Raw genomic sequence first — 23,581 nt, forward strand, 5'->3', positions numbered from 1 at the left:
TCCTCCTTGTATGGCGAACTGGTGTGCGCCGTCCATCATATGGACCGGCGGTGTAACGGAAAGGCCCGTCGGGGCCCCCGCGTACGCTGTCACGCCCTGTCCGTCCGAAGTACCGCACACGGGAGAAAGACGCATGACACTGCGCCACGTTCAGGACAACGAGTACGTCGAGGAACACGGCGGGGACTACGAGGACTTCGCACCCGGAATGGTGATCCGGCACTGGCCGGGCCGGACCATCTCCGAGACCGACAACACCTGGCTGACCCTGCTGACCATGAACCAGCACCCGCTGCACTTCGACCGGAACTACGCCGAAGGCGCGGAATACGGCCAGATCCTCGTCAACAGCGGGATAACCCTCTGCCTGGTCGGGGGCATGACCGTGCAGGCCCTGTCCGCTCGGGCCGTGGCCAACCTCGGCTGGGACAAGGTCCGCCTCAAGGACCCGGTCTTCGTCGGCGACACCCTGTACGCGACGAGCCGGATCCTCGACAAGCGGCTGTCCAAGTCCCGGCCGGGGCAGGGGATCATCACGGTGGAGACCACCGGCACGAAGTCCACCGGGGAGGACGTCATCGTGTTCGAGCGGTCCTTCATGGTGCGCTGCCGCGAGGCCGCCTGAGTCAGCCGGCGGCGCTCGCGGCCTCGTGCAGCGCCGCCGCTGCGGCCGTGTCCTCGATGGCCATGCCCACGCAGCGGAACACCGAGGTCCGGCGGCCCGCCCCGGAGCGAGTGCCCGGGGCCGGTTCGTCCACCAGGGTGCCCAGCTCGTGCAGCGCGTCCTCGGTGATCAGCCCGGCGGCCAACGCGGCCCGTACCTCGCCCGCTTCCGCGACCGCGGCGGCCCGCTCCTCCACCATGACGAAGGCGTCCGCCAGCAGGGCCGGATCGACCTCCAGCGCGTCCTCGTGGGTCCCGCCGATGACGTTGACGTGCGCCCCCGGCGCCACCCAGTCGGCCGCCACCAGCGGGGTCCGGTCGCTGGTGGAGGTCGTCGTGCAGATGACCTGGGCGCCCACGACGGCCTCCTCGACCGTGTCGCAGACCGTCACCGAGACCGCGGGGCCGCAGGTGTCGCGGACCCACCGCGTGAACTCCTCCGTACGCTCCGGGGTGCGCGAGAACACCCGTACCGAGCGGATCGGCCGGACGGCGCACACCGCCCGGACCAGCGCCCGCGCCTGCACCCCGGCGCCGATGACGGCCAGGTCCCGCGCGTCCTCGGGCGCGCACAGCCGGGTCGCCAGACCGGCGACCGCGCCGGTCCGGACGGCCGTCAGCTCGGCGCCGTCCAGCAGCGCCGTGATCCGTCCCGTCTCCAGGTCGGTCAGCACGACCACGCCGTGGATCAGCGGCAGCCCGCGCCCCGGGTTGTCCGGGGTGAGCGTGGTGATCTTGACGCTGCCGACCCCGCGTCGTTCCCACACCGCCGTCCCGGCCAGCAGCTCCCGCTGCGGGCCGTGCGGGACGACGGTCCGCGGCGGTGACGAGGTACGGCCGGCCGACAGGTCGCCGAACACGCCGGCCAGTGCGTCGACGACCCGCAGCAGCCGCTCCGGCCCCGCCATCAGATCGGCCCCGATCATCAGGGGGCCGGCGGCCGGCGAACCGGTCGTCGCGGGCCCGGTCACGCGGCGGCCGCCTTACGGGTGCTCAGTTCGGCGACGACGTCCACGATCAGATCCTCCTGCCCGGCGATGGCCTGCCGCCTGCCGAGCTCGAAGAACACGTCGCGCGGGTCGACCCCGGCGCGCGCGGACGCTTCAAGCACCTGGTGCTTGAAGCCGGAGAACACCCCGGCCAGGCCGCTCACGATGCCCACCGAGCCGGTCACCGGCGGCGCCGGCATGAGCTCGCGCTCGGCGAACTCGGCCGCGTCGAGCAGCCCGTACAGGTCGATGCCGGTGCGGAAGCCGCTGCGCTCCAGTACCGGCACCAGCACCTCCAGCTGGGTGTTGCCCGCCCCGGCGCCGAAGCCGCGGGCGCAGCCGTCGATGATCGTGGCCCCGGCCCGTGCGGCGGCCACGGAGTTGGCGACGGCCATGCCGAGGTTGTTGTGCCCGTGGAAGATCACCGGGATGCCGGTCCCGACCGCGCCGGCGATGGCGCCGATCCGCTCGGTGACGTCCTCGGGCAGGAAGTGGCCCGCGGAGTCCATGATCCCGACCGCCCGGGCCCCGTACCCGACGACGAGCGCGGCGTGCTCGGCCAGTTGGGCCGGCGTCGCCATGTGGCTCATCATCAGCACGCAGTGCGCGTCCGCGCCGGCCTCCCGCAGGAAGCCGAGGTGGCGCTCGGCCAGCGAGGTCTCGGTGCAGTGCACGCCGATCCGGATCACGTCCGCGCCGTGCGCGACCGCCTTGCGCAGGTCGTCCGAGGTGCCCCAGCCGGGCAGCATGAACACGCCCATCCGGCTGGTGCGCAGGGCTTCCCGCACGGTCGACAGCATCAGGTCGTCGCTGACGGCCGCCCGGCCGACCTGGAGGGAGGAGGCGCCCAGCCCGTTGCCGTGCCCCACCTCCACGACCGGCACCCCGGCCGCGTCGGCCGCCTGCGCGTAACCGCGCAGCGCGGCGACCCCGAGCTGGTGCCGCACCGCGTGCTGGCCGTCGCGCAGCGTCGGATCGTGGATGACCACGTCGCTCATCGGTACGCCCCCGTCCCGGCGGCCGGGGCGAGCCGGGCCGCGTGCTGCTCGGCGACCATGACGGCGGCCGAGTTGATGATGTCCAGGTTCCCCGCGTAGGCGGGGAGCACGTCGCTCTCGGCGGTGACCTCCAGCGAGACCACGACGCGGTCGCCGTTCACCGCGCACCCGAGGACCTCGTAGCCGGGCGCGAAGGCGCGCACCCGCTCGGCGGCCTCGGCGACCACCGTGCGCACGGCCTCCTCGTCCGCGCCCGGAACGACCGCGTGGACGGCCGTCCGGAAGGTCGCCGGGGGCACGGCCGGGCTGATGTTGAGGATCGCCTTGGTGTCGCGCACCCCGGAGAAGGTGGCGATGGCGTGCTGGGTCGTCGCCACGTACTCGTCGAGGTTGAGCCGGGTCGCGCGGCCCGCGATGCTGCTGGCCACGGTGGAGACGACCTCGATGTACTCCACCTCGAAGTGCTGGGCGAGCGCGTGCGCGATCGGGCTCGACGCCTGCCCGCCGCAGCTGATCATGCTGACGTTGCGTACCGTCGGCGCGTCCGTACCCGTCACGGTCGGCACGACCATCTGCCCGACCCGGCTGGGCGTCAGGTCGATCAGCAGGGTGTCCAGCGGCTGGAGCCGCCGCCAGTGCTCGGCGTGCGACATCGCGTTGGTGGCGTCGAAGACCACGGCGAAGGGGGTCGGCGCGGCGACGACGGCGTCGATGCCGCCCGCGGTGGTCGGGTAGCCGAGCGCGGCGGCGTGCCGCAGCCCCGCGGACTGCGGGTTGCGGCCGGCGACCAGCGCGCACTCCAGTACGGGAGACCGGTGGATCTTGCTGACCAGGTCCTGCCCGATGGCCCCGGTGCCGATGACGGCGACGCGTACGGGCGGCCCGGGCCGGCTGCCGGAAGCGGCGCCGGGTCCCGCGCCCGGGCCGCTGCCGATGCCGCCGCGCGGTCCGGCGGCGGATACGCCCTCAGTGACGGTCATCGCCGGCCTCCCCGCGCTCGTCGCCCGCGCCGCGCGCCTCGCCGGCCGCGCCGAACTTCCCGGCCCAGGCGTCCCCGAGGGCCACCGCGGCGCGGGCCATCCGGGCGAACGGCGGGCCGACCATGTTCCCGTCCAGTACCGCGATCCCGCCGTCCGCCGCCCGTACGGCCTCGGTGACCCGGCGGGCCACCCGCAGCTTCTCCGGGCTGGGCCGCAGGGCCCCGTTGATCGCGTCCAGCTCGCTCGGGTGCACGGTCGCCTTGCCGTGGAAGCCCAGCTCGCGGATCCGGTCGAGCTCCCGCGCCAGTACGTCCGGCTCGGCCAGCCGGTAGTTGGCGGTGTCGATACAGGCGGCGCCGTGCCGGGCGGCGGCCAGGGCCATCGCCTGCCGGGCCGCGAGCAGCCCCGCCCAGGTGATCTCGATGCCCAGGGTGGCCGCCAGGTCCGCCGAGCCGAACAGCAGCCCGTCGCTGACCTCGGCGATCGCGTCGATGCCGGTCACGCACTCCACGGTCTCCACGGTCACGTAGATCTCCGGGTGCGCCCCGGCCGCGGCGAGGGTGTCGCGCAGCAGCGTCACCTCGACCGCGGACCGCACCATCGTCATCACGACGATGCCGGGCGCCACCGCGGACCCGGTGAGCAGCACCAGGTCGTGCACCGCCTCGACGGTGCCCAGCTCGTTGACGCGTACGGCGGTGCGCGCCGGGTCCGGCGCCTTCTCCAGGGCCTCCCGGCACACCAGCCGCGCGGCGGCCTTGGCCGCCGGCGGGACGGAGTCCTCCAGGTCGATCAGGTGCACGTCCGCGTCGTACGACCAGGCCTTGACGACCCGGTCCAGCGACAGCGCGGGCGTGTACAGGATGCTCCGGGGGATCGCGCGAGCCGCGCCCGTCATCGGGCCACCCCGTCTGGCAGCGGCGGGACCGCCGTCTCGGCACCCACCTCGGCGAGCACCGCGCACAGCTTGCGGACCTGCTCCTCGGTCTGGCCCGCGCGCATCATGACGCGGAGCCCCGCCGTGCCGCGCGCGACGATCGGGAAGAACACCGGCGAGACGTAGAAGCCCGCCTCGAACACCCGGCGGCCCGCCTCGATCACCGTCGAGTCGCTCATCGGCACGAGCCGGATCGGGAAGGTGCTGCCGGCCTGGTCGGTGCTGACCAGCGAGTCGAAGAGGGAGATGTTGCGGTAGAGCTTGTCCTGGAGGTCGGTCAGCTCCGAGGTCCGGTGGATCTCCGCCGACGCGAGGCCGGCACCGACCGCGGGGGTGTTGAGCAGCTGCGAGTAGTTCAGGGCTCCGCCGAAACGCTCGATGACGCGCAGCGTCTCCTTCTCGTACCCGTCGAGCACGATCGCCGCGCCGCTGGTGCCGAAGGCCTTGTTCAGGGTCATCACGACGATCGTGCGCTCGTCGAGGATCGGGCTGTGCGAGCGGACGTAGCCCACGCCCCGGTTCCCGTACGCCGACAGCGAGTGGGAGTCGTCGTAGTAGACGAGCAGGCCGTACTTGTCCTGGAGCTCCGCCAGCTCCTTGACCGGCGCGTACCCGCCGAGGCTGTCGCTGCCGTCGCAGACGTAGGCGACCCGCTCGTACTTCTTGCAGGCGTCCTCGATGAAGTTCAGGTCGTGGTGCGGGGAGGTGACGACCTCGGTCTCGTCGGCGCAGACCGGCTTGAGGTTGGCCATCGACACGTGCGCGTTCTTGTCGAAGATCATCAACGGTCGCTTGCCGTTGCCGAGGTGCCCGGAGGCGATCAGCGGCAGCAGCCCGAAGGTCGCGGTGCTGGCGGCGATGGAGCACACCACGTGCGCGCCGAACAGCTCGCCCAGCGAGGTCTCCAGCTCCAGCATCGCGGGTATCTGCACCCGGCTGCGTGCGATGCAGTGGTCCAGGACGCCGTAGCGCCGCAGGGCCTCGATGCCGCCCTCGATGACCTTGGGGTGCGAGTCGAGGTCCAGGTACGAGCAGCAGCTGAAGTTGATGAACTCGTGGCCGGCCTCGATGAACTCGTGGCTCGCGTCGGTGGTCAGGACGCCGTGGCCGTAGTCGGCGACGATGCCGGCCAGCCCGTTGCGCTCCGACATGTCCCAGAACTCGTTGCCGATCCCGATCAACTTGTCGTTGTTGCGGTAGCGGTGCGTGGGGGTGATGGACTTGAGCTCGGTCATGACGCTGCCTCTGCGGGCTCGTAGTTGTAGACGCCCTTGAGCTTGCGGAACACGGCGGTGTAGATCGCCACGCCCAGCACGTAGGGCCTGCGGAAGATCTTGGGATCGCGCAGCCAGAAGTTCATGTTGATGTTCATCTCGTCCAGCGACTCGGCCTGGTGCCACCAGCCGAGCGGGAGGTAGAGCATCTCGCCCGGTTCCAGGATCAGCTCCCGGCGCTGGGCCAGTTTGGAGGCGAGCTTGGGGTAGCGCGCCCAGTCCACGTCGTCGAAGTCGAAGACCTGCGACTTGTCGCCGAAGCCCTGCTTCAGCGACCTGGGGTAGTACTCCCAGAAGCCGGGAGGCGCCAGGACGAACCGCTTGCGGCCCTCCAGGGCGATGTTGAAGTTCTCCAGCTCGTCGAAGTGGCTCTGCGTGAACACCCCGCGGTGGCTGATCCACAGGTTGGCCGCGTTCATCGCGCGCCGGTAGTCGAAGAGCTTCTCGGCGTCGAAGCCGAGGATCGCGTTGACGTCCGCCGGGCTGTTGCGGAAGTTCGACACGATGCGGTTCCACGTGCCGGGGTCGCCCTGGAGCTTCTCGTCCTCGAAGAACTCGCGGAGCCGGATCTCGCGGGTGGTCCATCGCTGCGAGTTCTGCTTGTTGCTCGGCTCGGTGAACAGGGTCACCATCATCTCGCCGAGCCGCTCGGCCACGCCGTCCCGGCCGAGGCCCTGGGACCCCTTGGGCAGGGTGATCACCACCGGGACGTCGGCCCGGATGAGGGCCGAGCGGCCGAAGGCCATGAACTCGTCGAACGAGATGCGCGGGACGGGGAGGCCCCCGAGAGCGCTTCGCTCGTCGGCGGGGTGTTCTCTGCTCACAGCTTCAACCCTCACTTGTCTAGTGGTGCCATGTCCGATGCCGGATCCGGAGCCGGCTCTCCCTTCCGCAGGGCCCGCTGGCCCGCGAGGCTCAGGGCCAGGGCGAAGGCCCCGCCCGCGACCCCCGCCCACGCCGCGTGCGTGAAGTCGCCGAGGTCGGCGAGCTGCCCGCCCGCGGCGGTGCCCGAGGCGATACCGAGTGCCCCGGCGCTGGTCAGCCAGGAGAAGGCTTCCGAGAGCGAGCCCTTGGGAGCCAGTGATTCGAGCAGCGTGCTGCCCCCGATCAGTGCCGGGGAGATCGCGATCCCCGCGACGACGGCGCAGAGGGCCATCACCGGGGCGGAGTTCGCGAAGACGAGGGGGACCGCGCCGACGGTCAGCAGGAAGGTCGTCACCGACAGCAGCCGGGCCTGCGGCAGGCGCCAGTTCACCGCCCCGTAGGTGACGCCTGCGACCAGGCTGCCCACCGCGATCAGCGAGATCAGTACGCCGGCCAGCCCGGGTGTCCCGCGCTCCTCGGCGAAGGCGATCATCGTGACGTCGACCGCACCGAACTGGAAGCCCATTCCGGCGTAGGCGAGCGTCAGCACCCACACGCCGGGGACCGTGATCGCGCGCCGTGGCGTGTGTCCCGGTTCAGGCTCGTGCCGCGCGGGCTCGGAGCGGCGGTGCAGGGCGACGAACACGGAGCCGACGGCGGTCATCGCCAGGCAGACGACCAGTCCCGCCGCCGGGTGCACCGCCGACGCCAGCACGGTGACCAGCAGCGGGCCGAGCAGGAAGATCGTGTCGTCGAGCATCGACTCCATGGCGTACGCCGTGCGCAGCGCCCCCTGCTCGACCATCACCGCCCACCGCGCCCGCATGAACGAGGTGAACGACACCGAGGTGCACCCGGTGGCGACCGCCGTGACGACCAGGACCCACAGCGGGGCCTCCAGCACGATCGACACGAGCAGCAGCGCCATCCCCGTGACGTGCCCGAGGCACGCCGTGAGCAGGACGCGCCGCTGACTGTGCCGGTCGGCCATCCGCCCGAGCACCGGGCTGGCCACGCCCTGCGAGACGAGCATCGCCGCCGCCACGATCCCCGCGTTCCCGAGCGAATCGGTGACGGCGGAGACGAGCATGAGGATGCTGATGGCCCGCATCGCGATGGGGAAGCGGCCGATCATCCCCCAGAACGCCAGTGATCCGGCGCCCGGAGCCCGCAACAGCCTTAAGTAGGACCCCAGTCCGGAGTCGGACCCCGATGTGACCCCCGCCACGATGCCCCTGTCCCTCGATAACGACGGATCACCGTTATTCGATCTCCGGTGTTCGGTAATTCGAACGAGCCTGAGGCTAGATCGGGCCAGCCCCGAGCGTCAACGGTCGCGGAGGAGATGCGTCAACAAACGACGGGTGGACGGTGGTTGTGCGCGGACCCGGCAGCCGCACCGACGTGCGGTTCTGCGCGCCGCGGGAGTTGGGGCCGGACACCGCGGCGAACACCGCGAACTCCCCTGCCCAGTACATCCATTCGGGCCACCGCGCCGCGTGTCGCCCCGCGCGAGGACCCCCGGCCGGAATCGGCCGGGGGTGGGACGGGGAATCCGTCAGGTCCTCAGACGGCGACGACGCAGTTGTCGGAGCTGCGGGTGCCGAGGATGCTCACGATCCCGTTGGTCCCGTCGCCGAAGAACCGCGAGAAGATCCCGGCCGGCCGGCCGCCGAAGAGCAGCGGCCCGAAGACCGGCGCGACCTGGGCGTCGTGCGGCTCGTCCTCCCCGTCGGCGATCATCGCCAGCGTGCAGGTGCGCGGCTCCACGAACTCCTGCACGATGCTGGTGCCCGTACCGACGGCCGCCGCCACCGCCGCCTCCCAGTCGGCGGGCTCGGTGTCCCGGCCGATGAGCACCTGCTTGCCGCTCATCCCGATGGCCTCCTTGAGCACCAGGTCCGCGCGGTGCTCCAGTACGTACCGGACCAGGTCGACCTTGCCCTCGCCCCGCGTCGTCGACCGGTCGGTGACGATCCGGGTCCACGGCAGGTACCGCTCGACCAGCGCCTGCTCGGCGGCGCTCATCCACGGCCGCCCCTCCGACAGCATGCCCATGGTGAGCTTGCTGGACAGGAAGGTGGAGGTCTGGGTGGCCACGAGCAGGCAGCCGTGGTCCAGGGCCGCCTGCACCGGGGTGGTGTCGATCCCGAGCTCGGCCCAGTCCGGGATGGTGAAGTCGCGCAGCCCGAGCGGGTAGCGCAGCTGCGGCGGGCAGTCCCAGGCCTCGTGCAGGTCCTCGGGCTCGAAGAACCGCGCGCTCAGGCCGTGGTGGTTGAGGTAGTCGGCCTGCACGTCGAAGTACCGGCTGTGCCCGCCCTGGTCGCGGGCGCTGCCCAGCAACGCCACCCGGGGGGCCACCCCGAGCTCGGCGCTCAGGTGCTTGAACATTGCGGCCCGGGCGGCGAAGGAGTCGTGGTACGCGAAGGGCAGCCGGCCCCGGCCGTCGTCGTAGAGCTGGCGCCACACCTCCATGCGGCTGTGCGTCTCCATGGTGCCGCCGAGCGCTCCGCTGACGTTGAACTCCAGGAAGCGCGGCCCGTCCGGCCCGATCACGACGTCCGGGCGGACCACGCAGTCCGCGTACCGCTCCTCGATGAAGGGGTCGTCCACGAACAGCTGGTGCTCGTTCTCCGGCATCCGGTACGCGGCCAGGCGCCCGGCGGTGGTGTCGGCGGTCTCCAGCGCGGTCCGCCGTACGAGCTCCGTCAGCGCGGCGCCGACCCGGAACAGCTCGGCGTAGGAGGCGTGCGGCAGCGCCAGGGGCGCCGCGGGCACCAGCGTCTGGTGCGGCCACCCGATGTCCCGCATCTCGTGGCGCAGCATCTCCCGTATCGTCCCGGCGGGCGCGACCGGCTTGAGCCGCTGCCCCCCGAACCACGGATGCCCCGACGCTCCCTGACCGCCCACGTCCTCAAGCACGCCCGTCCGCCTTCCCCCAGCCTGGACACGTCGCGGGCCAGACTAACCGAACCGATCTCCGGTCCCCCCAACTCCCGTCACGGGCCGACGCCCTGTCGCATCCGACCCCCTCCCGGTCCCCGTCGAGCCGGTCCGGTGCGGCGGCCCCACCCGCACCGTGCCCTCCAGGCCCGAGCAGTCCACCGCGAACCGCGGCGGGCGGACCGGGTGCGGACCGTCCGCCCGTCACGGCCAGGTGCGCTCGACGCGGTCGCGTCGTACCGCGTGGGCCGCGGGACCGCCCCTGTCCACCGCGCGATGAATCGCCTCACGGTGCGCGTCGAGCCGTTCGACCATCTCGCTACTGCGTAGCTGCTGGTTGTCGAGGTAGAAGAGCACCGCCTCCCGCTCAAGGACCGGTCGGATCTCCAGGTCCCGGCTTTTGATCCGGCCGTCCTTCGACAGCGGCACCCATGACTGGTCGAGACCGTGAGCGATCCACTCCTCGTCGGCCACGTCCTGTCCGTCGTCGGGGAAGACGTCCCCGATGCGGTGAACGGTCCAGCCGCACGCTCTCAGCCCTTCCGCGACTCGACGCCCGAGATTGCGGTCGAGGAAGAACTCAGGCGGCAAGGCGCACCACTGCCCCGCACAACGCGTCGACCTGCTCGGGCGTCATGTCGAAGTCGTACGCGATGTCCTCGATGCTCTCCCCGGCCTCCCACAGGTCGGTGATGGCATGGACCGCGACGCGGTTGGCGGCTACGACGGGCCTCCCGTGCCCGAACCTCGGGTCGATGACGACGGGGACGGCCTCCGGGTACTGCCTCAGCCTCAGGCTTGAGGGAAAGTCGTCGTCGTTCTCCCAGTTCAGGTAGCGGAGGTAGCCGGAGACCACCTCGTGGATGGGGGCCTGGCCGTCCCGGGCCCTGCGGAGGTCCCCGAAACCGTGCTCGACGAAGATGTCCACGCCGTCCGTCGCGATCCGCTTCGACACGAGGCCGTAGGGGGTGTCGAAGGCGTCGCGTACGGCTGCGGCCGCCTCCCTGATCTCACTCATGCGGAGCCCCAGCGAGCGCAGGGAACGAAGGACGTGCGCCTCGGCCACCGCGATGAACGGCACCGAGGGCTGTTCCGTGCGCAGCGGCTCCACCTGATGGACCAGAGGCGCCCCGGCGGCCCTTCCTTTCAGCCACGAGGTGAGCGTCGAGTACGGAATCTCCAGGTAGGAGGCTGTTTCCGCAGGAGTTAGAAGTCCGTCCCCGAACCTGTCGACCATGCCCCACCTCCTGCTGCTGTTCTGCCCGGTAGCGGGCCTCGCATCGTCGCACATCAAGCCTCCCACCCGGGGCCGGACCACACACCCGCCCACCGCCGGCTCAGCAGGCCGCACGGAGGCGGTCCCGGGACGCTCCGGATCGGCATTCCCGGCAGTGTCCCGGCTCCGGCGCGCGGAACGCCCGCTCACAGCCGTCGCAGGTCTGGAACGGCAGCGCGGCCGGTCGCCCCGTGATCTGCGGGGCAGGAGGTGGGGGCGGTGCGGGCAGGGGCGTCTCCCGGAGGCGGAAGGCGAGGATGCCCGCCGGGCGGGTCAGGAAGCGATCGGGGAGCCCTGCCGTCAGCACGGCGGTGATCTGGGAGGGCGCGACACCGGCCGCGAGCCACTGGGCGACGGCCGGCGCCAGACGCACCGCCTCCCGCTCGGACAGGACGAGACGTGGATCGGCGCGGCGGAGCGAGGTCAGAACGGCGACTGCCCGGGGATCGGCGTCGGAGAGCGACGCCGGTTTCCTCGGCTGGTCCCGGGCGGGGGCGGGCGCGGGCGCCGCTTCGGTGGTGGTCGTCGGAGCCGGCGTGGCTTGCTCGGCCGCGGGCGACTTCCGGGACCGGGGCCGGGGCCGGCGCGGCTTCATCGGCTCGGACGGTCCGTCCGGGTCCGGGTCCGGGTCCGGACCTGTACCCGGACCTGTACCCGGACCCGGATCGCCGCCGGGTACGTCGTAGAAGTGCGTCCGGGTACGGACCTGCCCGGAGGGCGTCCGCTCGCGGCGGCGCTCCAGGTATCCGTCCGCTTCGAGCTCCCTGAGCGCTCGCGCGATGAGGATCTCCCCCTCGTTGAAGTGCTCGCACAGGGCGGTGATGGTCACGGAGGAGCCGTCGGGCAGCGAGGAGATGTACGCCGCGACGCCGACCGTGACCGCGCTGCCGCGCCGCTGGGCGAGGGAGTTGGAGAGCACCGCGAACTCGGCCGTGAGGCGGGTGCGGACATGGATCACGCCGGAAGTCGGAGCTCCGGCGCAGGCGCGCAGGGGCGCGTTAGACTGTGGGTCAGCCATCGGGAAGTCGATCTCTTCCTGAGCGGTCAGGCCCTCGATCGGGATTGCCGTCCCGGCCGGGGGCCGTATCTTTTTGCGGTTGTCGCGGCGAACGTAACCGTCCGTATCCCGCCTCTGCAAGCCGGTCACCCGGACGGGTGACGCGGGCTTCCCGGCGGGGAGGGTGGGCGGGTGGGTAGTTCTTTCTCCCGGTTCTTTCAGGAGGTCAGTGGCCGACCGGACCCTCGTCGACAAGGGCCCGGTGAACCCGGAACGCGGACGGCGGCCGGGGCCCGGCCGCCTCAGGGACGGTGCCGCCCGGCCTTCAACTCGCCTATATTCCCGCGTTCGCGGCGCAGTTCGTCTCCTCGCCGCGAGGGGCGGGGCTCGCCCGACGTCTCGCCGTCGGGCGCATGGAGGATTGGGACCATCCGCCCGCGACGGACGCGTCGTGCACGGTCGCCCTCGTCGTCGGCGAACTCGCGGCCCATGCCGTACGGCACGGCCGGGTCCCCGGATGCGACTTCGGCCTCCGGCTCGCCCTCGACGCGGCTGCGGGCCCGGTTCGCATCGAGGTCGCGGACGCCGCCTGCGCGAAGCGGCCGCCCACGGTCCCGCCCTCGTCGTGCCCCGAGGGTGAGTCCGGTCGAGGACTGCTCCTGGTGGACGTCCTGGCCGTGCGCTGGGGGTCGGCGCCTCGCCGCCCCGTGGGTAGGACGGTATGGGCGGAGGCGGCCATCGAGGCGGTAACTGGCCCATGGAAGAACACAGTTGCGATAAGCCGGGTTATCGCCGGAATCATGGGTCCGGACACCTCTTCGTCTCTAACGTCTGTTCCGTCACGCCGGGCTCGCGCACAGCGGCCGGAGGCCCACCCCTTCCGCGCGCCGCACCCGCCCGGCCGACTTCCCATCGGAACGGACCACGGAAGGGCGGATGGCGCCATGACGGAACCCACCGAGCAGAACGAGCCCCCGGAGAACGCTGAGCAGGCCGCGCGGGCCGGGCAGGCCGGGCAGGCCACCGGCAGCGGCGGCTCCTCGACGCTCGCCCGGCTGGCCGGACGCCTCGAAGCGTCCACTCTCGCCGCGGCGACCGCGGAGATGCTGCGCGAGGCGCTGGGCGAGTCGGGAACCGACTCGGGTTCACCCGCCGGCCCGCACCGGGACCACCGGGTGTTCCTCGAATCCATCAGCGTCAGCGGCTTTCGCGGCATCGGCCGCCAGGCGCGACTGCCGCTGACCGCGAAGCCCGGCGTCACCCTCGTCGTCGGGCGCAACGGCTCCGGAAAGTCCAGCTTCGCCGAGGCGGCCGAGACGGCGTTCACCGGCCGGACCGCGCGCCTCGACAAGCAGCGCGGGGAGGTGTGGCGCCGGCACTGGCGCAACCTGCACGACGGGGCCGAGCCGAAGGCCGAGATCCGCCTCGCCATCGCGGGCGACGCGGGGCCGTCCACGCTGACGTGCACCTGGCCGGACGACGATGTCACGGCTCCCGAGGTCGAGTTCAGGCGGCCGGGTCACGGCCGGCGGCCCTTCAAGGACGTCGGCTGGGAGCGGGCGCTGAACGACTACCGGCCCTTCCTGTCGTACTCCGATCTCGACAAGGTCATCAGCGGTAGGCCCAGCGAGTTGTACGACTCGGTCGCCACCATCCTCGGGCTCGGCGAGCTGACAGCCGCGGACGAGCGGCTCCAGGCCATCGAGAAGGCGCTCAACACCGCGGCGAAGACGGTCGAGGCGGAACGGCCCGCACTCGTCGAGGAGCTGTCCGCGCTGAACGATCCCCGGGCGGTACGCGCCCTCGCGGCCGTCAGCGGGGCGGGGACTCCCGACTTCGACGGGCTGGACGCCCTCGTGACCGGACTGCCCGACGCCGATGACGACCGTCTGAGGGAGCTGCGCGCCACCGTCGAGCTGGCCGGTCCCGACCTCGACGCGGTCGGCGCCGCCGTGGACCGGCTGCGCGAGGCCGCCGCCGTACTCGACGACGTACGCGCCTCGGGTGCCGAGGACGCCCATCAGCGCGCCGAACTGCTGGCCAAGGCCCTGGACCACAGCCGTCGGCACCCGGACGAGGACGCCTGCCCGGTGTGCTGGTCCGACCGGCCGCTCGACGAGGCCTGGGCCGAGCGGGCCGCCGAACAGGTGGCGGCCCTTCGACAGGAGGCCGCCACCGCGCAGGAGGCCCGCACCGCACTGCGGGACGCGGTGGACACCGTCCGCTACCTCGTCACTCGGGTCCCCGCGTGGCTGCCCGCCCCGCTCGTCGTTCCGTGGGAGGAGTGGGCGGCCTGCCGGGCGATCAACGACGCCGAGCGGCTCGCCGCCCGCGCCGAGACCGCCGCCCTCGTCCTCGCCGACGCCTGCGCGGCCCTGCGGGAGGAGGCCTCCTGGGAGCTGGAGAAGCTCGACGAGCAGTGGCGGCGCTGCGTCACCCACCTCGCCGCCTGGCTCGACCGGGCCAGGACCGCGCACGCCGGCAAGGCCCGGCTGCGCCAGGTCAGGGCGGCCCGCAAGTGGCTCAAGGAGATGTGTGCCGAGCTGCGCGAGGAGCGGCTGCGGCCCTTCGAGGACCACTCGCAGCGGATCTGGGAGGAACTGCGCCAGCAGAGCAACGTCGACCTGCGTTCCGTACGCCTGGCCGGCAGCGAGAAGGCCACCGTGCGCAAGCTCGTGATGGACGTGTCCGTGGACGGCACGGATGCGGCCGCGCTGGGCGTCATGAGCCAGGGTGAGCTGCACTCCCTCGCGCTCTCGCTCTTCCTGCCGCGTGCCGCCGCACCCGACAGCCCGTTCGGGTTCGTCGTCATCGACGACCCCGTACAGTCCATGGACCCCGCGAAGGTCCACGGCCTCGCGAAGGTCCTGCACGACCTCGGCGAGACCCGCCAGGTCGTGGTCTTCACCCATGACACGCGCCTCCAGCGGGCCTTCACGAACCAGGAACTTCCGGTGTCGGTACTGGAGGTGGAGCGGGAGGCGCGTTCGGTTGTGACCGTGTGCCGGGTGACCGATCCGGTCGGGCAGGCGCTGGACGACGCACGCGCCCTCGCCCGTACGCCGAACCTTCCACCGGTCGCCATGACCCACGTACTGCCCAGCCTCTGTCGCACCGTCCTGGAACGGGCCTTCTCCGAGGCCGCGTGGCTGCGGCTGCACCGCGCCGGACTGACCGAGCGCGAGGCGGAGAGGACCGTCACGGCTGCTGTCACGTTGACGGACATCGCCGCGCTGGGCTTCTTCGCGGACCCGACGAAGACGGCCGGTGACGTGTACCGCGAGCTGATCAGGCGGTGCGGCCCCGGGTCGGTGGACCTCGTCCGGCAGTGCCAAGAGGGCGCCCACCCGTCCGGCACCTCGATGCCGGACCCCCTGCGCTTCGTGGCTGACATCAAGGCCGTCGCCCAGACCGTGCGCAACCCGCGGGAGGCCACCCGGTGAACGCGACGATCCGTCAGTTGCTCGACACCGCCGATCTGCTAGTCGCGGACACCGAACGGCCCGCTACAGCCGGATCGCTCACCGTCGTGCCCGCTCAGCCCACGGCGCTCACCACCACCACCGCGGCGAGCAGGCACCGGGGCGCCGCCTTTGCCCTGCGGGCTGCTCTGGAGAGCGCGGTCGCCGACCGCCTCTCCGCTCACCTCGCCCCGCGCGCCATCCGTGAAGGCACCAACAGGGCTGCGTTCCTCTGGCTCCGCGGCTGCACCGAAGCCGAGACGGCCCGCCGGGCGAGGGCCGTGTGGAGCCAGCTCTGCCTGGGATGCCACTACCACCAGTACGAGATCGGACCCACCGAGGACCAGGTGCGCGCGTGGCGTGCCGAAGTCGTGGGGCTGGTAGCCGTGTTGTCCGTTTGAGGCGGTCCGAGCTCCGATCTCTGCTACTTCTGTAACCGGGAGAGGCGGGCCTCGGGCCCGCGACAGCGCGTCCAGCGCTGCGGGAGGGGAACACACGTGAGCACGACATCTCGGGACGCGGTCATCGCCACCGAGCAGAAGGCCGTCGACCGCGCCTACGACTGCTACGAGGCGCGACTCGTGGAGCTGACCTCGCAGACGGCGGCGACGGCCTCCGCCAGCGGCAAGGACAGCATCGCCGTCCGCAAGGGCGCCGAGGCCACGGTGGATACGTACGGCGGTCTCGGAGGTGAGGCCCTCGTCGTCAGCCGGGTGGACATCCAGGACGCGGGGGACACCGAGGCGGAGACGTTCTACGTCGGACGGCGGCACGTCTTCGACACCGAGACCCGGGAGCAGGTGGTCGTCAACTGGACGAACCCGCTCGCCGTGCGCTGGCACAACGCCTCGCCGGAGACTCCCGGAGAGGTGCTCCTGCGGCGGCAGCTGCGCTGCACCGAGCGCACCGTCGAGGACTTCGGGGACGAGATCGCCCGGACTGACGCACGGCGGGCCAACGCGCCGGAGCCCACGGGGGAAGCTGCCGTTCCGCATCCCGCCGAGGAGGACACGGCCCTGCGGGGGACAGCGCCGCACAGCTTCGGGACACCGGTCGGGACCGGCGACCGGAGCGCCGAAGACCGGGCTGCTCCGTCATCCCCTTCACCGTCATCCCCGTCATCCCCCTCACCGTCACTCCCCTCCCCGTCATCCCCCTCACCGTCACTCCCCTCGCCGTCGCCGCGCGAGGTTGCCCGCAGGCAGCGGAAGAAGCCCCAGCCGGTCGACGACTTCCTGCTCAGGGAACTGCGCCGGTCCCGCAGCGGCCGGATGCGGGACATCGTCGAGACGATCAGGCGTGACCAGATGGCCCTGGTCACCGGTTCGCCCGCGGACATCCTCGTCATCCAGGGCGGACCCGGCACCGGAAAGTCTGCGGTCGGCCTGCACCGCGTGACCTGGCTCGTCAACAACGACCACTTCCGGGCACAGGACGTCCTGGTCGTGGGGCCGCACCAGAACTTCCTGGAGTACGTGGGACGCGTCCTGCCCACCCTCGGCACCCGCAACGTCACAGCGGTGCAGCTGGCCCGGCTGTGGGAAGGGGAGATCCGCGCGGCCGACTCCGTCGCCGCCCGGCTGGTCAAGTCGGACGAACGGATGGCGGCCGTCCTGCGGCGCCGCGTGGAGAGCGAGTGCCGGCCCGAAGCCCTGGACTCCCTCACCTCGGCGCCCTCGCACGCCCAGGACGAGGCGGCCTTCGTCGTCACCGTGGGCAGCACGTCACTGCGGCTCCCGCGTTCCGAGGTGCTCCGCCTCCTCCAAGACGCCCGCGAGGGCGCCGGGGCCTACCGCATCCGCAGGGACCGCTTCCGCACCCTGCTGGTCGATCGGCTCCTGAGCGAGCTCGTCCGCATCGCACCGCGCCGCAGCCGCGACGCGACGGTGCGCCGCGACCTGGAACGCAACCGGCAGGTCGCCGGCCTCGTCGAACGGACATGGCCCGCGCTGAGCCCCGAGGAGGCACTGCGTAGCCTGCTCGACTCCCGCGGCAGGCTGAGTGAATGCGCCGCGCCCGACCTCGACGATGACGAACAGGCCGCCCTCCAGCGACCCAGGGCGGACAACGCGGACGAGGAACCCTGGACCCTGGACGACCTCGTCTGTCTCGAAGAACTGCGGTTCCTGATCGCCGGAGAGAGCCCGCAGCGGTACCGGCACATCGTGGTGGACGAGGCCCAGGACCTGACCCCGATGCAGGCGAGGTCCCTGCGCAGGCGCTGCCCGACGGGCTCGATGACCGTGCTCGGCGACCTGGCCCAGGCGACCGGCCCGCACGGGTACACCACGTGGGAGCGGTTGGGCGGTCTTCTCTCCGACCACGGGGACTGGAGGGTGGCGGAGCTGAACACCAGTTACCGGGTGCCCGCGGAGATCATGGAGTTCGTCGCTCCCCTGGCCCGGGCCGTGGCGCCTTCCCTGCCCTACCCGACCGCTGTGCGGCTGGCGGGTGAGGAAGCGGTGCGCCTCGTCCCGACGACTCCCTGGGAGCTGATGGACGAGACCGCGTCCCGCACGACACGACTCGCCGGCACCGATGACGGGCGGTCACCGCGGTCGATCGCCGTCGTCGTACCCGACGACTCCCACTGGCTCGAAGAGGTCCGCCGACGCGTGCACGGCGGGGACGGCACCGCGGAGACGCGGCTGCGGTCCGTATCCGTGCTCGCCGCCGCGCAGGCCAAGGGCATGGAATTCGACCACGTCCTGGTCCTGGAGCCGTCGACCATCGCCGACCGCGGCCCCGCAGGACTGCGCCAGCTGTACGTCGCCCTGACGCGGAGCACCCAGACACTGACCGTCCTGCACACGACGCCGCTGCCCCGGGAGCTCTGTGCGGGAGCAGACGACACGGACGCCCCGGCTTCCTCCTCTCCTTCGCCCACGGCTCCACCCGGGCCGGGCCGCGCGGCTTCCCCGGCCGCCGCCGCTGCACCGCCGGAGCCCGGGACCGCGGTCGTCGAGGAACTGCCGGTCGGTACCAGGGTCAAGGTGCGTGTGCTCGGCTCGGGCCCCGGCGCGCACTGGAAGGTCAAGGCCCTCCTCCCGGAAACCGAGCGCACGCTTCTCCTCGTGACCCGCCACGGTGAACCGACGCCCAGGGCCGGCTCACAGCTGGACACCTGGGTGACCCGGAACGAAGGACCGGTGAGCCTCGTCGCGGCCGGAGACTTCGGCCGCCGGCCCATCACCGCCCGGATGGCACCGCGCTATCTGGCGGCGCTCGGCGTCCTGCAGGACATCGGCCACGGCGACGGCACGGTGGCGCCCGGGACCGCGGACCGTCTCTCCGAACTGAAGGGCATGGCCAACCGGTGCCTGCGCCGGGACCGGGTCGACTGGCTCAGCGTGTGGCGTCTCCTGGGCTCTGCGGACCGGGACCGTCTGAACACCCTGGCGGACCTCGCGCAACGCACGCGCCACGCGGTCACCTCGAAAACTCCCGGCCTGCACACGGACCTGGCGGCCGACCCGGTGTTCGACCACTGGGCCGGTCCTCTCGCTCGGGCCCAGGGGGAGCTGCGCCGTCAGCTCGACACCGAACCGGGCCACGGGCCGGGGAGCGCACCCGAGCCCGCTGCCACGGGCGGACCCGAGCCCGAGCCCACCGGGCCACTCGGGAGGGTTCCGGCACCGTCGTCGGAACCCCGCACGCCACACGAGCCGAAGGACACCCACGCCATGGACGCCGCCGCCCTCTCGGACACCGTCGCCTTCCGGCCCACAGGGCAGACGGCGCCCGGCCAGGCACTCGCACGGGAACTGGCACGCGCGGCGGAGGCCGACAGGGAGTGCAACACCCACGAAGCCGTCCGCTTCGAGTTGAAGGCCGCGCTCCTGCGGGCGGGACTGCGCCCCACGGACTCTCCGACGACCGACGTGATCGCGGACGGTCCGAACGGACTCTGCCTCTACGAGGTGCTCGGCGCGGGCCGTTCGGCCTACGCGGATCTGCGCGCGGCAGCGGCCCGCCTGATGGAGATCGACCACATCGGCCCCCGGGCCGCCGACCACCGGTACCTGATCATGTCCGAGCAGCCGGCCGATGACTGGGCGCCGGATGCGGTGCGAGGGGTCTTCGGTATGGAGACCCTTTGGAGGACCGAGAACGGATGGGAAGGGCTGAGCGCGCGAACCGCCCTGCACCTGAAGGGATGAGCGCCGCCCGGACACCCTCGGCGCCCGGCTGCGGTGGCACCGATCCGCCAGGACCTCAGGCTGCGCGATCACCCCGCCCCGGAGGCGCTGCCGTTCAAGGAGCCTCAACCGCAGAAGCGGGTGCTTCGATGAGGCTGACGGACTGAGTCTGCTCGCCGCGCCGGTAGGTACGACCGGAGGCGACGCGGTCCGCGATGGACCGATCAGCGCAAACACCCTGCCAGGGAGCCAGGGAGGCACCCCCCGAAACACCCCCCGAAACCCCACCACGGACCGATCTGCGGAGCGAGCCCCGGACTCCCTGCCACCGCCAACGCCCGGCGTCCGCATCGCCCCACACCCACACCGCGGGCACCACCCCGGACCGGCGAGCCCTCAGTGATCAGCTCAACGCCTCCTCAGTTGCGATGGCGCTCCGGGGGCTGCAAGTCGTCTCGCATCAGCCGTTGCAGCGAATCCAAGTCCGCGAAGAACGGCTGTACGAGCTGCTGATATTGAGGCGTCTCGAAGGTCACCCCATCGACGGCAAGCAGGTCGCGTGCTGCCCGTAGCTGGTGATAGACCGGCACGGCAGCCTCATAGATGTGGTCGGGCGCCGCTATCGCCAGCTCACGCAGAACCGACTTGGCGTCCGAGTGCTGCGGATCGCTGAGAAACGCGTCGTGAATGGCCTGCGTACGGATGGGCCCGGGCTCCTCCCGGGCGGCCGCCATCGTCATACGACTGTGGGCTTGAGCCAGCGCAGTCAGAAACCGAACGTAAGCGACTCGTTTCGTATCCGCCCACTGCTGGTGCTGTGCCCGTCGGGAACGCAGGACGTCGGTGATCAACGTCGCCCCAATCCCGAATAGCGCACCCACTGCCGCAACCGCCAGAGTCCCCCACCCCATGCGCGCAGCGTACGAGCTCCATTACAGCCGGTCTAGATGGCATGGCCCGCGATCTCCTACATCGATGCCGAGAGCGGCCCCTCACGCCAATGACCGGGCCGCTCCCATCCAGCACTCGCGAGAAGTGGAGCACCAGCATGACCCACACCACCGACTCCCCCCGAGACCCCGCCCGCCCGTCCTTACCCGCCACCTCCGCACCGCGCTCTGGCTCGCCGAGTTGGGCCTGCCCGTACTGCCGGTGCGGGAGGGCGAGCGGCCCTTCGAGAACTGCCGCACCTGTACCCGTTCGGCATGCGGGGGCCGCCCCAACATGAAGGCCGCCGGTCCCTGCCAGTGCCGCCGGCCAGGCCGAGGCGGTGCTCAATGCGGCCGAGGGGACGTCCGTGTACGCGTACATCGTGGTGGCCCTACCGGGGCCCGGACGGAAGAGATGCGGCCGCTCACCTGGGATCACGTCTTCCTGAGGGGGACCCAGACGCGTCGCCGCCCGTACCGCCGCACATCGCTGTGTGGCGGTCGGTCCGCCCCACCCGGGGACGCGAAGACCAAGAAGTCGCGCCTGACGATCGCCCTGCCGGCGCGATGCGTGGACGCACTCTGGCAGCAGTTCGAGGAGCAGGGGTGGGACCGGCTTGCAGCCGGTGATCAGTGGACGGAGAACGGGCTCGTCTTCTCCTCGGCGACGGGGACCGAGCTGGACTCCACCAACGTCCGGCGCGCCTTCCGACAGGCGATCACCGGCGCCGAGGGAGTCGACGCGAAGGAGCGACGCCGCGGGGGCTGCGGCACAGCTTCGTCTCGCTGCTCTCTGACAGCGGGGTCCCGCTCGAAGAGATCTCGCGACCGGTTGGGCAGTCCGGCACGGCGGTCACGGAGGAGGTCTACCGCAAGCAGATCCGCCCGGTGATGCAGACTGGGGCGGTCGCCATGGACGGCATCTTCAAGATCGACCCGAGGGCATGGTCACTCACAGAAACAGGTCAGACCACTTACCGAAATTGGTAAGTGGTCTGACCTGATACTACAGCGTCGGGGTGGCGGGATTTGAACCCACGACCTCTTCGTCCCGAACGAAGCGCGCTGCCAAGCTGCGCTACACCCCGATCGCCGCCTTGCAGCGCTTGCTGCCCTGGCGACATCGATTACTTTAGCGGACCTGTGGCCGGAGACGAAATCCGGTTTTCGCGGGGCGGGCGCGGGGCCAGTGGTGGGGGCGGGCGGCGGCGGTCGGCGGCGACCAGCGCGAGGCCCCCTTCGACGTGGCACGGGACCTCGCCGAGCTGTCCGGCGCCCAAGCCGTCGCCAACCAGATGTGCGTCCAGACGGTGAAGAAGCTCAGGACCACGGGCACGCTGTCGCACGCGCACTCGATGGGTATGCCGCGGGCCCGTACGTTCCCCGGTCCGGTCCCGGTCCGGTACGCCCCGGCCGGGTCAGTCCCGGGCCGGCGGGGCCGCGGGCCGGAGACCCGCCGAGGCGCCGCAGGCCAACCGCCGGCCCCCCGCAGGGGTCCGGCGGCCCCGCCGCTACGCCTTCGGGGTCAGCGTGAGGAGGGTCGCCTCCGGCGGGCAGGCGAAGCGGACCGGGGTGTAGCGGTTGGTGCCGCAGCCCGCCGAGACGTGCAGGTACGCCCGCCGGCCTTCCGCCTCGTGCGTGGAGAGGCCCTTCACCCGCTTCGTGTCCAGGTCGCAGTTGGTGACGAGGGCCCCGTAGAAGGGGATGCAGAGCTGCCCGCCGTGCGTGTGGCCCGCCAGGATCAGCGGATAGCCGTCCGCCGTGAAGGACTCCAGCGTGCGCAGGTACGGGGCGTGCACCACGGCGATCGAGAAGTCGGCGTCCGCCTGCGGACCGCCCGCCACCCTCTCGTAGCGGTCGCGCTTGATGTGCGGGTCGTCCAGTCCGGTGAAGGCCAGCTCCAGGCCGTCCAGCTTCATCCGCGCCCGCGTGTTGGTGAGGTTCAGCCAGCCCGCCGCGTCGAAGGCGTCCCGCATCTCCTCCCACGGGTTGTGGACGGCGCCGACGACCGGCTTGTTGCCGTTCAGACCGTGCCGGCCCTGGGTCTTCTCGATCAGGTACCGCCCGGGGTTGCGCAGCCGCGGCCCGTAGTAGTCGTTCGACCCGAAGACGTACGCGCCGGGGAACGCCATCAGGGGACCGAGGGCGTCGAGCACCTCCGGCACGCCGTCGGTGTCGGAGAGGTTGTCGCCGGTGTTCACCACGAAGTCCGGGCGCAGGCCCGCCAGGGACTGGAGCCAGGCGCGCTTCTTGCCCTGTCCGCGGACCATGTGGATGTCCGAGACCTGGAGTACGCGCAACGGGCGCATCCCCGGGGGCAGGACGGGCACCGTGACCCGGCGCAGGCGGAAGGACCGCGCCTCGAAACCGGCGGCATAGGCCACTCCAGCGGCCCCGACCGCCGCGACCGCGGCAGCGGCTTTCAGGGGTACTCCGTAACGCGCGCGCATGGACCCATCGTCGCAGACCCGGAAAACCGACGGGCGCCCCCGCCCCCGCACCTGGCAGACTCAAGGGCATGACCACGCTCAAGGCCAAGCTCCAGGAAGACCTCACGACCGCCATCAGGGCGCGCGACGAGCTGCATTCGTCCACGCTGCGCCTGACCCTCTCCGCCATCACCAAGGAGGAGGTCGCCGGCAAGGAGGCACGTGTGCTCTCCGACGAGGAAGTCCTCAAGGTGATCGCCAAGGAGGCGAAGAAGCGCCGCGAGGCCGCGGAGGCCTTCGCCCAGGGCGGTCGTCCCGAGCAGGCCGCGCGGGAGACCGCCGAGGGCGAGTTCCTCGACACGTACCTGCCGAAGCAGCTGTCGGACGACGAGCTGTCCGCGATCGTGGCGCAGGCCGTGGCCGAGGCGAGGGCCGCGGGCGCCGAAGGGCCGCGCGCCATGGGGGCGGTCATGAAGATCGTGAACCCGAAGGTCGCCGGGCTGGCGGAGGGCGGCCGGGTCGCCGCCGCCGTCAAGCAGCAGCTCCTGTAAACGAGCCGGCTGCCGAGAACGACCAGGGCGCCGAGGACGGAAGAGAACGAGGGGAGGGCCCCCGCCGGCAGAGCAAGGGCAGGCCGTCGATCAAGCGGAAAGTGTCGTCCGGGAACAGGAAATAGACGATGCCGGGGAATACGCCCCAGAC

At 71.7% G+C, this 23,581-nt stretch carries 18 protein-coding genes, 1 tRNA gene and 2 pseudogenes; 7 read left to right on the plus strand and 14 right to left on the minus strand.

Translation table 11 applies throughout. The features are described 5' to 3' along the window. Positions 1-133: 133 nt before the first annotated feature. Positions 134-625: a MaoC family dehydratase gene (locus tag ACWFQ8_RS24785; protein ID WP_453788465.1), complete on the plus strand. Its 492-nt coding sequence runs from the start codon at positions 134-136 to the stop codon at positions 623-625. Between the two features lies 1 nt (position 626). Here ACWFQ8_RS24785 and ACWFQ8_RS24790 read toward each other — a convergent pair whose 3' ends face one another. The 11 genes from ACWFQ8_RS24790 to ACWFQ8_RS24840 form a co-directional block, all read right to left on the minus strand. Further along, complete coding sequence (locus ACWFQ8_RS24790; RefSeq protein ID WP_453788482.1) at positions 627-1,589, minus strand: ornithine cyclodeaminase family protein; 963 nt, start codon at positions 1,587-1,589, stop codon at positions 627-629. 41 nt (positions 1,590-1,630) lie between these two features. Continuing rightward, positions 1,631-2,650, minus strand: a complete 1,020-nt coding sequence (gene dmpG, locus ACWFQ8_RS24795; protein WP_453788466.1) for a 4-hydroxy-2-oxovalerate aldolase — start codon at positions 2,648-2,650, stop codon at positions 1,631-1,633. Continuing rightward, positions 2,647-3,630 carry an acetaldehyde dehydrogenase (acetylating) gene (locus tag ACWFQ8_RS24800; protein ID WP_453788467.1) on the minus strand — a complete coding sequence of 328 codons (984 nt, stop codon included), beginning with the start codon at positions 3,628-3,630 and terminating at the stop codon, positions 2,647-2,649. The genes dmpG and ACWFQ8_RS24800 overlap by 4 nt, the downstream gene beginning before the upstream one ends. Then, positions 3,617-4,528, minus strand: a complete 912-nt coding sequence (locus tag ACWFQ8_RS24805; RefSeq protein WP_453788468.1) for an HpcH/HpaI aldolase/citrate lyase family protein — start codon at positions 4,526-4,528, stop codon at positions 3,617-3,619. Before ACWFQ8_RS24805 ends, ACWFQ8_RS24800 begins: the two co-directional genes overlap by 14 nt. After that, positions 4,525-5,802, minus strand: coding sequence for an 8-amino-7-oxononanoate synthase family protein (locus ACWFQ8_RS24810; protein WP_453788469.1), 1,278 nt, complete (start codon positions 5,800-5,802; stop codon positions 4,525-4,527). Before ACWFQ8_RS24810 ends, ACWFQ8_RS24805 begins: the two co-directional genes overlap by 4 nt. Further along, positions 5,799-6,587, minus strand: coding sequence for a cupin-like domain-containing protein (locus ACWFQ8_RS24815; RefSeq protein WP_453788483.1), 789 nt, complete (start codon positions 6,585-6,587; stop codon positions 5,799-5,801). Before ACWFQ8_RS24815 ends, ACWFQ8_RS24810 begins: the two co-directional genes overlap by 4 nt. An 89-nt stretch (positions 6,588-6,676) precedes the next feature. After that, entirely contained in the window at positions 6,677-7,879 is a 1,203-nt protein-coding gene (locus ACWFQ8_RS24820; RefSeq protein ID WP_453788470.1) for an MFS transporter, read from the minus strand. Positions 7,880-8,271: 392 nt separating this feature from the next. Next, positions 8,272-9,627, minus strand: a complete 1,356-nt coding sequence (locus ACWFQ8_RS24825; RefSeq protein ID WP_453788471.1) for a hypothetical protein — start codon at positions 9,625-9,627, stop codon at positions 8,272-8,274. Between the two features lie 225 nt (positions 9,628-9,852). Further along, positions 9,853-10,239 carry a PIN-like domain-containing protein gene (locus tag ACWFQ8_RS24830; protein ID WP_453788472.1) on the minus strand — a complete coding sequence of 129 codons (387 nt, stop codon included), beginning with the start codon at positions 10,237-10,239 and terminating at the stop codon, positions 9,853-9,855. Then, positions 10,229-10,885: a DUF433 domain-containing protein gene (locus tag ACWFQ8_RS24835; protein WP_453788473.1), complete on the minus strand. Its 657-nt coding sequence runs from the start codon at positions 10,883-10,885 to the stop codon at positions 10,229-10,231. Before ACWFQ8_RS24835 ends, ACWFQ8_RS24830 begins: the two co-directional genes overlap by 11 nt. 100 nt (positions 10,886-10,985) lie before the next feature. Next, positions 10,986-11,942, minus strand: a complete 957-nt coding sequence (locus ACWFQ8_RS24840) for a hypothetical protein (protein WP_453788474.1) — start codon at positions 11,940-11,942, stop codon at positions 10,986-10,988. A gap of 290 nt (positions 11,943-12,232) precedes the next feature. Here ACWFQ8_RS24840 and ACWFQ8_RS24845 point away from each other — a divergent pair. The 4 genes and pseudogenes from ACWFQ8_RS24845 to ACWFQ8_RS24860 all read left to right on the plus strand — a co-directional run. Continuing rightward, positions 12,233-12,673: pseudogene (locus tag ACWFQ8_RS24845) on the plus strand (ATP-binding protein); the annotation flags it as partial. 192 nt (positions 12,674-12,865) lie between these two features. Then, the gene (locus ACWFQ8_RS24850) at positions 12,866-15,364 is read left to right on the plus strand and encodes an AAA family ATPase (protein WP_453788484.1); all 2,499 of its coding nucleotides are present in this window, start codon (positions 12,866-12,868) and stop codon (positions 15,362-15,364) included. Further along, positions 15,361-15,783: a hypothetical protein gene (locus ACWFQ8_RS24855; protein WP_453788475.1), complete on the plus strand. Its 423-nt coding sequence runs from the start codon at positions 15,361-15,363 to the stop codon at positions 15,781-15,783. The genes ACWFQ8_RS24850 and ACWFQ8_RS24855 overlap by 4 nt, the downstream gene beginning before the upstream one ends. A 96-nt stretch (positions 15,784-15,879) precedes the next feature. Then, positions 15,880-19,542, plus strand: coding sequence for an ATP-binding domain-containing protein (locus ACWFQ8_RS24860; protein ID WP_453788476.1), 3,663 nt, complete (start codon positions 15,880-15,882; stop codon positions 19,540-19,542). A 398-nt stretch (positions 19,543-19,940) separates the two neighbouring features. Here ACWFQ8_RS24860 and ACWFQ8_RS24865 read toward each other — a convergent pair whose 3' ends face one another. Next, on the minus strand, positions 19,941-20,372 hold the full coding sequence (locus tag ACWFQ8_RS24865) for a hypothetical protein (protein WP_453788477.1): 432 nt from the start codon (positions 20,370-20,372) through the stop codon (positions 19,941-19,943). Between the two features lie 401 nt (positions 20,373-20,773). Between ACWFQ8_RS24865 and ACWFQ8_RS24870 the strand changes: the two are divergent. Beyond that, positions 20,774-21,440: pseudogene (locus tag ACWFQ8_RS24870) on the plus strand (site-specific integrase); the annotation flags it as partial. A 24-nt stretch (positions 21,441-21,464) separates the two neighbouring features. Here the strand turns inward: ACWFQ8_RS24870 and ACWFQ8_RS24875 are convergent. After that, a tRNA-Pro gene (locus ACWFQ8_RS24875) sits at positions 21,465-21,538 on the minus strand. Positions 21,539-21,961: 423 nt separating this feature from the next. After that, positions 21,962-22,900, minus strand: coding sequence for a metallophosphoesterase (locus ACWFQ8_RS24880; RefSeq protein ID WP_453788478.1), 939 nt, complete (start codon positions 22,898-22,900; stop codon positions 21,962-21,964). A gap of 68 nt (positions 22,901-22,968) precedes the next feature. Here ACWFQ8_RS24880 and ACWFQ8_RS24885 point away from each other — a divergent pair, with 68 nt between their 5' ends. Further along, complete coding sequence (locus ACWFQ8_RS24885) at positions 22,969-23,430, plus strand: GatB/YqeY domain-containing protein (protein WP_453788479.1); 462 nt, start codon at positions 22,969-22,971, stop codon at positions 23,428-23,430. Positions 23,431-23,581 lie beyond the last annotated feature (151 nt).

The sequence above is a fragment of the Streptomyces sp. NPDC055254 genome, assembly GCF_053606025.1.

Coding starts and splice junctions, on each gene's coding strand:
- ACWFQ8_RS24785 (WP_453788465.1), top strand. CDS start 134: ATGACACTGCGCCACGTTCAGGACAACGAGTACGTCGAGGAACACGGC.
- ACWFQ8_RS24790 (WP_453788482.1), bottom strand. CDS start 1,589: ATGATCGGGGCCGATCTGATGGCGGGGCCGGAGCGGCTGCTGCGGGTC.
- dmpG (WP_453788466.1), bottom strand. CDS start 2,650: ATGAGCGACGTGGTCATCCACGATCCGACGCTGCGCGACGGCCAGCAC.
- ACWFQ8_RS24800 (WP_453788467.1), bottom strand. CDS start 3,630: ATGACCGTCACTGAGGGCGTATCCGCCGCCGGACCGCGCGGCGGCATC.
- ACWFQ8_RS24805 (WP_453788468.1), bottom strand. CDS start 4,528: ATGACGGGCGCGGCTCGCGCGATCCCCCGGAGCATCCTGTACACGCCC.
- ACWFQ8_RS24810 (WP_453788469.1), bottom strand. CDS start 5,802: ATGACCGAGCTCAAGTCCATCACCCCCACGCACCGCTACCGCAACAAC.
- ACWFQ8_RS24815 (WP_453788483.1), bottom strand. CDS start 6,587: ATGGCCTTCGGCCGCTCGGCCCTCATCCGGGCCGACGTCCCGGTGGTG.
- ACWFQ8_RS24835 (WP_453788473.1), bottom strand. CDS start 10,885: ATGGTCGACAGGTTCGGGGACGGACTTCTAACTCCTGCGGAAACAGCC.
- ACWFQ8_RS24840 (WP_453788474.1), bottom strand. CDS start 11,942: ATGGCTGACCCACAGTCTAACGCGCCCCTGCGCGCCTGCGCCGGAGCT.
- ACWFQ8_RS24850 (WP_453788484.1), top strand. CDS start 12,866: ATGACGGAACCCACCGAGCAGAACGAGCCCCCGGAGAACGCTGAGCAG.
- ACWFQ8_RS24880 (WP_453788478.1), bottom strand. CDS start 22,900: ATGCGCGCGCGTTACGGAGTACCCCTGAAAGCCGCTGCCGCGGTCGCG.
- ACWFQ8_RS24885 (WP_453788479.1), top strand. CDS start 22,969: ATGACCACGCTCAAGGCCAAGCTCCAGGAAGACCTCACGACCGCCATC.